The organism is Mucilaginibacter rivuli (assembly GCF_019391655.1).
Lineage (GTDB): Bacteria > Bacteroidota > Bacteroidia > Sphingobacteriales > Sphingobacteriaceae > Mucilaginibacter > Mucilaginibacter rivuli.
Genome location: NZ_JAHXPQ010000004.1, coordinates 537,277 through 549,233, shown reverse-complemented (window position 1 = coordinate 549,233; position 11,957 = coordinate 537,277). Strand labels below are relative to the sequence as shown.

The 11,957-nt window shown below is 42.3% G+C and carries 12 protein-coding genes; 3 read left to right on the top strand and 9 right to left on the bottom strand.

Annotated features, from left to right (window positions below; all coding sequences use genetic code 11):
* The first annotated feature begins 89 nt into the window (after positions 1–89).
* The 3 genes from KXQ82_RS12420 (at position 90) to KXQ82_RS12410 (ending at position 2,599) form a co-directional block, all read left to right on the top strand.
* Entirely contained in the window at positions 90–740 is a 651-nt protein-coding gene (locus KXQ82_RS12420; RefSeq protein ID WP_219488697.1) for a DUF47 domain-containing protein, read from the top strand.
* 19 nt (positions 741–759) lie between these two features.
* Positions 760–1,764, top strand: a complete 1,005-nt coding sequence (locus tag KXQ82_RS12415; RefSeq protein ID WP_219488696.1) for an inorganic phosphate transporter — start codon at positions 760–762, stop codon at positions 1,762–1,764.
* Between the two features lie 82 nt (positions 1,765–1,846).
* Positions 1,847–2,599: a DUF4197 domain-containing protein gene (locus KXQ82_RS12410; RefSeq protein ID WP_219488695.1), complete on the top strand. Its 753-nt coding sequence runs from the start codon at positions 1,847–1,849 to the stop codon at positions 2,597–2,599.
* Between the two features lie 59 nt (positions 2,600–2,658).
* On the opposite strand, the gene KXQ82_RS12405 is transcribed toward KXQ82_RS12410, so the two are convergent.
* From KXQ82_RS12405 to nuoL, 9 genes are read right to left on the bottom strand one after another with little or no spacing between them, the layout of a single operon-like run.
* A complete protein-coding gene (locus KXQ82_RS12405) occupies positions 2,659–3,159 on the bottom strand; it encodes a biotin/lipoyl-containing protein (RefSeq protein ID WP_219488694.1) in 501 nt (166 codons plus the stop codon).
* 1 nt (position 3,160) lies between these two features.
* Complete coding sequence (locus tag KXQ82_RS12400; protein ID WP_219488693.1) at positions 3,161–3,817, bottom strand: DUF4159 domain-containing protein; 657 nt, start codon at positions 3,815–3,817, stop codon at positions 3,161–3,163.
* Position 3,818: 1 nt separating this feature from the next.
* Positions 3,819–4,526: a 16S rRNA (uracil(1498)-N(3))-methyltransferase gene (locus KXQ82_RS12395; RefSeq protein ID WP_219488692.1), complete on the bottom strand. Its 708-nt coding sequence runs from the start codon at positions 4,524–4,526 to the stop codon at positions 3,819–3,821.
* 11 nt (positions 4,527–4,537) lie between these two features.
* Positions 4,538–5,881 carry a hemolysin family protein gene (locus KXQ82_RS12390; RefSeq protein ID WP_219488691.1) on the bottom strand — a complete coding sequence of 448 codons (1,344 nt, stop codon included), beginning with the start codon at positions 5,879–5,881 and terminating at the stop codon, positions 4,538–4,540.
* Positions 5,882–6,430, bottom strand: coding sequence for an inorganic diphosphatase (locus tag KXQ82_RS12385; protein WP_219488690.1), 549 nt, complete (start codon positions 6,428–6,430; stop codon positions 5,882–5,884).
* An 8-nt stretch (positions 6,431–6,438) separates the two neighbouring features.
* The gene (locus KXQ82_RS12380; RefSeq protein WP_219488689.1) at positions 6,439–7,095 is read right to left on the bottom strand and encodes a DedA family protein; all 657 of its coding nucleotides are present in this window, start codon (positions 7,093–7,095) and stop codon (positions 6,439–6,441) included.
* Positions 7,096–7,154: 59 nt separating this feature from the next.
* Complete coding sequence (locus KXQ82_RS12375) at positions 7,155–8,534, bottom strand: NADH-quinone oxidoreductase subunit N (RefSeq protein WP_219488688.1); 1,380 nt, start codon at positions 8,532–8,534, stop codon at positions 7,155–7,157.
* A gap of 3 nt (positions 8,535–8,537) precedes the next feature.
* On the bottom strand, positions 8,538–10,004 hold the full coding sequence (locus tag KXQ82_RS12370) for a complex I subunit 4 family protein (RefSeq protein ID WP_219488687.1): 1,467 nt from the start codon (positions 10,002–10,004) through the stop codon (positions 8,538–8,540).
* Positions 10,005–10,022: 18 nt separating this feature from the next.
* Positions 10,023–11,945 (bottom strand): NADH-quinone oxidoreductase subunit L, encoded by a 1,923-nt coding sequence (nuoL, locus tag KXQ82_RS12365; protein ID WP_219488751.1) that lies wholly within the window; start codon positions 11,943–11,945, stop codon positions 10,023–10,025.
* Positions 11,946–11,957 lie beyond the last annotated feature (12 nt).

Sequence of the window (11,957 nt, the reverse complement as noted above, 5' to 3'; positions counted from 1 at the left end):
ATTTTGACCATTTAAAGCCATTTTTTATAATCCAACACTTAACATAAACTTAACATTGACAACTTATATTTGCTGCTCAATACCATAACATGTCACTAAACTCTATATTCCAATATTTCGTTCCAAAAGACCGAAAAGTGTTTTTCCCCCTATTTGAGCAAGCCGCAAGCAATGTGGTAGCAATAGCTACCGTTTTGGTAGAAACCGTTAACTCACACAACGCAGCTACCCGCGATGAGCTTTACAAGCAGATAGATAAATTGGAGAATATTGGCGATGAACTTACTCACCAGATATATTTAGAGCTGGGCAAAAACTTTATCACCCCGTTTGACAGGGAAGATATCCATGCCCTGGCTACCGCGATTGATGATGTTGCTGATAACATTCAGGGTGCGGCAAACCGCATGAACCTGTATGCTGTTGAGGATTTTACCGTTCCCATCAAAAAACTGGCCGACCTGATATTACAGGGAGCGGTTGATATGGAAAAAGCTGTACGCGAACTGAAAGACCTGAAAAATGTACGCAATATAGCCGATTCGTGCATCCGCATTAACAGCATTGAAAACCAGGCCGACTATGTGTTTGACCGTGCCGTTGCCGACCTGTTTTTATACGAAACAGATGCTATTAAACTGATAAAGTACAAAGAGATACTGGCAACACTTGAAAACGCTACAGATATGTGCGAAGATGCTGCCAACGTAATGGAAACCATCTTAGTAAAGAACGCCTAAACATCATAAAAACATTTATATGACCACACTATTGGTTGTTGTAATTGCCTTAGCTATCATATTCGATTTTATAAACGGATTTCATGATGCGGCTAACTCCATTGCGACCGTTGTTTCTACTAAGGTTTTATCGCCATTTATGGCGGTGCTTTGGGCTGCAGCTTTTAACTTCCTGGCATACTTTATTATTAAAGACCATAAGGTAGCCAACACCATAGCCAAAACCGTATTCGAAAACTTTATTACCCTGCATGTTATTTTAGCCGGGCTTGTTGCTGCCATTACCTGGAATTTAATTACCTGGTGGTTTGGTATCCCTTCAAGTTCGTCGCATACGCTTATCGGCGGCTTTGCCGGCGCGGGTATGACGAATGCTATGTTTATGGGTGCAAGCGCTTTTAGCGCCATCAACTCGGGGCCTATCATTAAAACTATCGCCTTTATCTTTTTGGCACCGGTTATCGGTAGTATAATAGGTTACGTAATCAATATCGCTATTCTGCACATCTGCAAAAATTCACGCCCCTCAAAGGCCGAAAAATGGTTTAAGCGTTTACAGTTGGTGTCATCGGGCGCGTTAAGCTTTGCCCATGGTGGTAACGATGCGCAAAAGGTGATGGGTATTATTTACGTTTCGCTGATATCAGCAGGTGTGTTGAAGCATTCTGATGCGATGCCGGAATGGATACCGTTGGTGTGTTACAGTGCCATAGCATTAGGTACCATGTCTGGCGGTTGGAAGATCGTTAAAACCATGGGTACCAAGATCACCAAGATAACACCACTTGAGGGTGTAAGCGCCGAAACCGCCGGTGCTGTTACCTTATTTATTACCGAGCGTTTTGGTATACCTGTTTCTACAACACATACTTTAACCGGTTCAATTATTGGTGTGGGTTTATCAAAACGTATATCTGCCGTAAGGTGGGGCGTTACCATTAACCTTATCTGGGCCTGGATCATTACCATACCTATTTCTGCTTTAATTGCAGGTTTAGTATTTACCCTGCTACGGTCGGTTTAAATAAAAAAGTAATTTTAAGCCAATAATTTCGTTACTTGCAGGTACAAACCTTTATGGTTTATTATTTGCAAATATTATCTACATGAAAAATTTCCGCCTGTTCTCTTTCGCCGCCGCAATACTAATCACTTGCAGTTGCTCAGCACAAATAAAATTACCCGATGCTTTAAACAATGCGGTTAACAAAGTAACCGGCGGAAGCACAAGCGGCACACCATCTACTTTAGAAATAGGCTCTGCCTTAAAACAAGCGCTGGAGCAAGGTACCACCAAAAGTTCAGCCCAACTATCAGCCGTTGACGGTTTTTTCGGCAATGCCGCTGTTAAAATATTATTTCCGCCTGAAGCACAAAAGGTAGAATCAAGGTTGAGGCAATTAGGACAGGGTGCTTTATGTGATAAGATCATCCTATCCCTTAACCGTGCCGCCGAGGATGCAGCTAAAGAAGCCAAGCCTATATTTATTGATGCCGTTAAGCAAATGACTTTGCAGGATGTAACCAACATTTTGTTAGGCAGCAACGATTCGGCTACCCAATACTTTAAACGCGTAACTACGATGGCGCTTACTGCTAAATTTAAGCCTATTGTTGAAGTGAGCTTAAACAAAGTTGGCGCAACCCAATACTATAACCAGGGCGCAACCTTGTACAACAAAATACCCTTTGTAAGCAGAGTAAACCCGGATATTGCCGATTATGCTACGCAAAAAGCCATTGAAGGCTTATTTGTACAGATAGCCGTAGAAGAATTAAACATCCGCACCAACCTGAACGCGCGCCCAACAGCGTTACTGCAAAAGGTGTTTTCTTACGCGGATAAGAATAAGAAGTAGGTCAATATTTTTAAACGAATGTCATTTCTCCCTACGGTCGAAATGACATTGTTGACTGCCTACTTAAACAGTATCAATAACTGCCCTTTTTCAACTTTATCGGTCGGTTTTATTTTTATGGTTTTTACTACGGCATCTGCCGGGGCTTTGATGATATTCTCCATCTTCATGGCTTCAAGTACAAACAAGCTATCGCCTTTTTTAACTTCATCACCTTCGTTCACCAACACTTTTAATACCAGGCCGGGCATAGGGGCTTTTATATCGCTTACCTTATTGGCGTTCAGGTTGCTTAAACCAAGCTGGTCTAACAGTGCATCAAACTGGTCTTTCGCTTTAACATGATAGGTGTTGCCATTCACTTTAATTTCGGCAGTCTTCTCCTCGCGGTTAAAGCTCACCACCTCTGCATTGTACGATTTAAAGTTCTCGATAATATGATAGCCTGAAGCTCCCATCTTTACCACATCGGCATTTACCAACTCATCGTTAATCGTGGTTGCCTTTGCCATTACTTCAACATTAAAATCTGTTTTATCGTTAACCTTTATCTTGTACATATTATTGCGTTAAAACGTATTGAATTAAGTTCGCGCCCATTTTTAAAGCCTTTTGCCTTGCTTCCTGCGTATCGTTAGGGTAGGTCCCAAAGTCTTCCCAGCCATTACCCAAATCGCATTCATAAGTATAAAAGCAAACCAGGCGGCCTTTATATATCAAACCAAAGCCTTGCGCACGGGTACCATCATGCTCATGTATCTTAGGCAGGCCATTAGGGAAATCGTACTTCTGATGATATATCGGGTGATTGGGTGGCAGTTCCACAAACTCCAGCTCGGGAAAAACCTTTTTCATTTGCGGGCGGATAAACTTATCCAAACCATAGTTATCATCAATATGCAAAAAGCCGCCACCGGCTAAATATTTGCGCAGGTTACGTGCTTCCTGGTCGGTAAATATCACGTTGCCGTGCCCTGTAAGGAAAATAAAAGGGTAATTGAATATCTCGCCGCTGCCAACCTCAACCGTTTCATCCTGCGCCTGGAAATTGGTCTTCAGGTTTTCGTTGCAAAAGGCTATCAGGTTGGGTAGCGCGGTGCGGTCGCCGTACCAATCGCCGCCGCCATTGTATTTCACCTTAGCCATTTTATAGGTAGGATCGCCAAAGCTGCTAAACAGCAACAGGCAAATTACAGCTATGGCAGATAAGTGTTTCATTTTAGCGGTTAAGATAGTTGATCTCGAAACAGGCCCCCAAAGCGGCGGTCTCTGTTCTTAAACGACTATTTCCTAAAGTTATTGGTTCAAAACCATTTTGCAAAGCATCTTCAATTTCTTTTGGACTAAAATCCCCTTCAGGTCCGATCAGTATCATGTAGCGGCCATCCGGTTTAACTTTACTTTTCAGGTCGAATTTTTCCCCGGGTTCGCAATGCGCAATAAACTTTTGTCCCGAAAAGGGTTTGATGATCAGCTTTTGAAAAGGCGTTACCTCGTTCAATACCGGGTGATATGCTTTTAATGATTGTTTAATTGCCGCAGTGATGATCTTGTTCAGTCGCTCGGCTTTTGACTCTTTACGCTCCGAGCGCTGGCAGATAATGAGTGATATCTCATCTATACCTATCTCGGTAGCTTTTTCTAAAAACCACTCTAAGCGTTCTATATTTTTTGTTGGCGCTACAGCAATGTGCAGGTAATGGTTGCGCTTGCCAAACTCTTGTTGTTGGGTCAACAAGTTAAGCGCTACTCTTTTGGGATGCTCATCAATGATCTCGGCTTCGTAAAAGCCGCCTTTGCCATCTATCAACTGTACCTTATCGCCTTTTTTTAAGCGTAATACTCGGATGCAGTGTTTGCTTTCCTCTTCGTTCAAATAATAAACCGGGGAGTTATCGGTAAGGTCGGGAGTGTAAAAAAGCTGCATAGCCTAATGGATTAATGCAAGTCTTCCATATCGTCATCATTGATCAGCAATTCCAGCTTTACCGATTCGATGTTCTGGTCCGATTTTTTTAATACGGTAATATTATACCCGTTTGATTCTTTTTGCTCGCCAACCTCGGGTATCTTGCCAAAAATATGCCCCAACCATCCCGATACGGTGTCAAAGTCGCCATCTTCAGGTAGGTCGTGTGGTAAAAACTCATTCACATCATAAATAGGTGCAAGCGCGTTAATAACAAACTCGCGTGGGTTTATTTTATCAACAATAGGCTTCTCCTCATCATACTCATCCTGTATCTCACCAACCAATTCTTCAACAATATCTTCCAAAGTAACCATGCCGGCAGTGCCGCCAAACTCGTCAAGTACAATAGCTATTTGTATGCGTTTTTGCTGCAACTCGGCCATCAGGTCGTTTATTTTTTTCGTTTCCGGGATGAAATATGGCTTGCGTATAATATCTTTTAAAATAATCTCCTCGTTACGTGCCAATAATGGCAATATGTCCTTTGCGTGAACAATACCTACGATCTTATCGATCACATCATCATACACCGGAATGCGGGAATAACCTTCGTTGATAATGCATTCCAATAACTCGTCTTTAGTAGAGCTCAGATCAACGCCCGATATTTTGGTACGCGGCACCATAATGTTCTTCACCACACGTTCGTTAAAATCAAATACATTCTGTATCAGCTCATGCTCACTGGAATCAAGCGCGCCGGTTTCTTTACCCTGCTCTAATAAATACTGCAATTCTTCCGAGCTATGGTGAGCCTCTCCTCCCGGAACCGGGTTAATGCCCAACAGCTTCAATATAAAATTAGCGAAGGTATTTAATGCCCATATAAACGGTTTAAACACAACAAAGAATATCCGCAATGGTACCGATACCGCCAAAACAGTACGCACCGACCGTTGAATAGCCAGCGATTTCGGTGCCAATTCGCCAAATACGATGTGGAATACCGTGATGAGTGTAAAAGCTACGATATGGCTTATGGTAATAATGGTTTTTGAAGTTATAACCAAGCCTATAGCCGAAAAAGCATTCAGCATAATGGCCGAAACTACACCCTCGCCAACAACACCCAAAGCCAGTGATGCAATGGTAATGCCTAATTGAGTAGCGGCAAGGTATCCATCCAGATTATACAGTATGGTGCGGGCTACTTTGGCAACAGCACTGCCTGTTTTGGCCTGTAATTCAATCTGCGAACCGCGAACCCTTACCATGGCAAACTCGGCTGCCACAAAAAAGCCGTTCAGCGCAACTAACGCCAGTGTAGCGAATATGTAGAAACCACTTATATGAAGGTCGGGCTGCTCCATTTAAACTTGTTGAGTGGGAAATGTGGACTTATACAAGTCCAGTGCTTCGTTGATTACCTTGTAGGCATAACGCTGCCCCATCAGGTGCTCAATGGTTACGTTCTTGCCTTCCAGCTTTTTATAATCCTGGAAAAAACGAACGATCTCTTTCATAGCGTGTGGCGGCAATTCTGTTAGTTCGTTAATATAGTTAACCGACATGTCGTTTTTTGCCACCGCTATAATTTTATCATCCTGCTCGCCACCATCAACCATGTGCATCACACCAATAACCTGCGCCTCGATGATCGACATGGGGTAAACATCAACCGAGCATAATACCAATATATCCAGCGGATCTTTATCATCACAATAGGTTTGCGGTATAAAGCCATAGTTGGCCGGGTACATTACCGATGAAAATAAAACCCTGTCTAATTTTAATAATCCTGAATCTTTGTCTATTTCATATTTTGCTTTTGAGCCTTTTGGGATCTCAATAATAGCATTAACAGTAGTAGGAATATTTTCGCCAGGCGAAACCTGGTGCCAAGGGTGTTGTGTACTCATTCGTAGTATTATGTTTTATTATTTATTTCATCGTTTGTTTCCGGTAAAAGCTTCTTCCTTAAAAAAGCGATTAACAGGGGGATGGTAGTAACCACTATTAAACCTATTACAATATACTGTAAATAATCTTTAATCTGTGGATACCTTCGTCCTAAAAAATATCCGCTCAGGGTTAGTGTGGTAACCCAGGCAATACTGCCAATTAAGTTGTAAAAGGTAAACTTCTTAAAATCAACCTTTACAACTCCCGCAAAGATAGGCGCAAAAGTTCTAATTATCGGGAAAAATCTTCCCATAACTAATGCCATGCCCCCATATTTGTTATAAAAATCTTCGGCTGTATGCACATATCGTTTTTTAAAGAAGAGCGAGTCTTCCCTTTTAAATAATACGGGCCCCGTTCGGTAGCCAAACCAATAGCCAACCCAGTTGCCCAAAAAGCCTGCCACAATTAAGCTCACTACCAATAAATAGATAGAAATATCGAGCATCCCCGTAGAGCAGGCAACGCCTGCAAGGAATAAAAGGTAGTCGCCGGGTAAAAAGAAACCGAAAAACAAGCCGGTTTCGGCAAACACTACAACCAATAGCAGGTAGAAGCCACCCTCACTTAGTAGTAGTCCGGCATCCGTTAAATTTTTCAGGTGTTCCCAGAAAGTTTCCATTCAGAGTATCTACCAGTAAAACTACAAATTATTAAATCAATTTGCAGGCTTGGCAGATATTAAATAAGGCCCGATACCAAAACCGGGTAAACCCCGATAACAATAGTAGCTAAAGCCGAAAAGCCCAGCACAAAGGTATAATATGGCGGCACAGCTACTTCGGCAGGTTCTGCAGCATTAAAATACATGGCTACAATTACCCTGAAGTAGTAGTAAATACTGATGATAGCATTAATAACCGCTATGATAACTAAAGCAACCTGGTATTGCGACAAGGCCCCCGAGAACATAAAGAATTTACCTATAAAGCCCGCCGTTAAAGGTATCCCCGCTAGGGAAAGCATGGCTACGGTTAGTGTAAATGCCAGGAAAGGGTTTTTCTTGGCCAGGCCATCAAAAGCTGTAAAGTTATCGGTACCTGCTTGCTGCCTTACCAATATCAATACACCAAACGCGATGATTGATGCAATAGAATAAGCTGTAGCATAAGTAAGCACCGCGTTTGCCGAGCTTGAGTTTAATGCTACAATGGCAAACAACAAATAACCCGCATGCGAGATACTGGAAAATGCCAGCATCCTCTTAAAGCTTTGTTGGTATAAGGCCGTTATGTTACCTATAAATAAGGTAAGCATAGTAATGATCAATAAGGTTGGCACCCAAAAACTTGATATCGGGTTAAAGCAAGTAGAAAACAGGCGTAAAAAGGCAGCAATCCCTGCTGTTTTAACTACGGTTGACATGAATGCCGTAATTAAGGTTGGCGAACCTTCGTACACATCGGGTGTCCAGAAATGAAATGGCGCGGCACCTATTTTAAAGCAAAGGCCAACAATCATCAACAAAATACCGGTATAAAATAACGGATCGATATGGCGCGGGTTCATCAATATCCAGTTGCGGATATCAGTAAGGTCAAACGAGCCTGATGCACCGTATATCAAGGCGATACCGAATAAAAGGAATCCGGTTGAGAAAGCCCCCATCAGGAAGTATTTCAGGGCTGCTTCATTCGAAGCAAAATCGTTCTTTTTGATACCTGCCAAAATGTATAAACTTACCGACATGATCTCGATACCGATAAACAACATGGTGAGGTTATGGTACGATAGCATAACGATAACACCTGCAAGGGAGAACAATATTACGGCATAATATTCTGCTACGTGGTCGCTGATACGCTCAAAGTAATCTTTAGATAATAGCAGGATCAATATGGTAGATACGATAGTAAGTGCCGAGAAAGCGATAGAAAAGTTATTGAACTGCAACATACCGCTGAATGTTGGCGCCGGCTCATTGCCCCATTGGGCGCAGGCAAAACCAAGGGCAGTAAGTAAACCTATAATTGTAACCGGTAACAAAGCTTTTTTTGCTTTGTATAAACCCAGGTATAAAATTATGATGGGTAAAACAGAAATTATGATAAGCGTATTCATGGTTTACTTAACTGAAATTAATTTTTTGTGATTTACCTGCTCTATCAGATCGCGCACGCTGGCTTCCGAAAGGTGTAAGATACATTGCGGGTAAACCCCGATAATTAGAATAAGGGCACAAATTATCCCTAAAACAACACGCTCATAACCTGTAATATCGGTAAACAAAGCGGTTAGGGCATTGCCTTCGCCATGCATTACTTTTTTGTACATGCGCAGCATATAAACGGCACCTAATATAATGGTCAGCCCCGCTACAGCGGATAAGAAAATATCATATTGATAAACGCCGTACAGTAATAAAAACTCACCAATAAACCCATTGGTTAATGGCAAGGCTACCGTACCCAATACAATAATTAAAAAAGCTATGGCAAATTTAGGCGCTACTTTGGCAATGCCACCCAGAGCATCAATATCACGGGTATTTAACCTGCGGCTAATGATATCCATAATAAAGAACAAGCCTACCACATTGATACCGTGGTTGAGCATCTGTATCATAGCGCCTTGTATACCCTGAATGTCCCAGGCAAAAATGCCCGCCGCTATCAGGCCAACGTGTGCTATGGACGAATAAGCGATTAAACGCTTGCCATCTTTTTGATTGAACGCGATTAGCGACGCATAAACAATGCCTATCACAGCCAATACTATCGCGGTTGGCCCCCATTGGCTAAAGCCCAATGGCGAGATTGGTATCAGCCATCGGATAACGCCATAAATACCCATCTTCAGCATAATGCCCGAAAGCAACATAGTACCGGCGCTTGGCGCTTCGGTATACGTATCGGGCTGCCAGGTGTGAAAAGGGAATACCGGCATTTTGATAGCGAACGCTAAAAAGAATGCCCAAAATATAAATGACTGCTGGTGAGCGCTTAAATGTAATGCGTAAAAATCATGTAGATCAAACGTACGGGCAGGGTTTTGGGTATACAGGTAAATAATTCCCAGCAACATAAACAGCGAGCCCGCAAAGGTGTAGATGAAAAATTTAAGGTTGATACGCACCCTATCGCCGCCACCCCAAAGGGTACAGATAAAGTAGATAGGTATCAAAGCCGCTTCCCAGCCTACATAAAATAAAAAGCCATCTAAGGCGGTAAATACCAATAGCAACCCTGCCTGCATAAATAGCACAAGGGCATAAAAAGCATTCGGATTTTTATAATCGTGTTTAAAAGTGCTTAATATGATAATAGGAATTAACAGCGTGGTTAATAAAACCAGCACCATACTGATACCATCAATACCGGCTTTAAAATGTATGCCGTAACGTTCTATCCAGGCCCAGTTAACACCAAACTGACTGGTAGCATCCGGTATAAATTTGGACAAGAAAACGAGAGCGATGGCAAATTCGGCAACAGCAAATAACAGCGCTACGTTTTTAGCGGTTCCGCCTTTAAACAGCAGGGTTGCAAGGGCACCAAGCAATGGTAAAAAAAGTAGAATAATAACCGTCATTTTATATATCGTAATGCCTTAAATCAAATTCATTATGCTGTAAATGCCATATCCCAATACAGCAATCACGCCAATCACCATCATAAATATGTAGAAACCAACGTTACCGTTTTGCAGCAAACGCAGATCTTTACTTGCTTCTATCGAGCCACGGCCCAGGCCGTTCACAATTCCATCGATACCCATCAGATCAACTACTTTATAGAAGAATACTGATAAGCCATCAAGCGGTTTACGAACCAAAAAGTCGTACACCTCATCAATATAAAACTTGTTGTAAGCTAAGCCTGTCAATGGTGAACGTTGCTCCGTATCGGCAACAGGTACGTGGCCTTTGCTGATGTATTTACTGTATGCAAATATCAACGCGATAAAAGCTCCCCCTACTGATATACCCATCAGCATCCACTCGGTTGATGATGATAATTCTGCAGGGTGCAACTCTTGTATTTTTGTGCTTGCCTCAAACACCGGGGCAAGGTAGTTTTGTAACCAGTGATGGCCGCCTAATACATGCGGCACATTGATGAAACCTCCTACCATAGAAAGTACTGCAAGTACCATTAAAGGAATTGTCATTGATGATGGCGACTCGTGCAAATGGTGTTCCTGCTCATGTGTTCCCCTGAACTTTCCAAAAAAGGTAAGATAGAGCAGCCTAAACATATAGAACGATGTAAACATGGCCGCAATAACGCCAAACACCCACAATACAGGGCTTTGTTCGTAAACGTGAGCCAGTATCTCATCTTTAGAGAAAAAACCTGCAAAAGGTGGTAAGCCCGCTATGGCCCATGTGCCGATGAACATTGTAATAAAAGTTACCGGGAGCTTGCCGCGCAATCCACCCATTTTACGCATATCCTGCTCGCCGCTTACGGCGTGGATAACAGAACCTGCGCACAGGAACAACAATGCTTTAAAGAATGCGTGTGTTAATACGTGGAAGAAAGCGCCTGTATAAGCGCCAACGCCCAAACCTAAAAACATATATCCTAATTGCGATACGGTTGAATAAGCCAGTACCTTTTTAATATCTGTTTGCGTCATCGCGATAAGCGCGGCTATTAGTATAGTAGCTAAGCCTATAATGCTGATCACGTGTAACGTAATTGGCGCAAGCGTGAACATGATGTTCGAGCGCGCTATCATATAGATACCTGCCGTAACCATGGTTGCAGCGTGTATCAGGGCAGATACTGGTGTAGGGCCGGCCATCGCATCGGGTAACCAGGTAAATAGTGGCAATTGAGCCGATTTACCAGTAGCACCTACAAATAGTAATAAGGTAATTAAAGTTAAAGTTGGGTTACCTGATTTCATGTGACCGGCGCCTTCTAATACTGTGCTGAAGCTAACGCTGCCGAATGTTTGCGCAATGATGAATACCGCGATAAGGAAACCCAGATCGCCAATACGGTTCATTACAAAAGCTTTCTTTGCCACATCGGAGTACGAAGCGTTCGAGTACCAGAAACCGATGAGCAGGTATGAGCATAAACCTACACCTTCCCAACCAATGAACATGATGATATAGTTTGAACCCAATACCAACAATAGCATGAAAAAGATAAACAGATTAAGGTAAGAGAAGAACTTACCAAAACCTTCATCATCGTGCATGTAGCCTGCTGAGTAAACGTGTATCAGGAAACCAACTCCAGTAATGATCAGCAACATAATGCTGCTCAGTTGATCTACAAGGAACGAGAATGGTATAGTTAAGCTGCCTACGCTTATCCAATCAAAGTAAGTAACCTCAATAGGGGTATGTGATGAGTTGATCTGTAAAAAGGCGAGTACGCTTAATACAAAAGAAGCAAGCACTACTGTACTGCCAATAAAGCCTATCACACCTTTTGATAAGGTATTTCTGCCCAAGCCGTTGATGATAAAACCAACTAATGGTAATATGGGAATAAGCCAGAGTAAATTGTTTATCATTTATATATA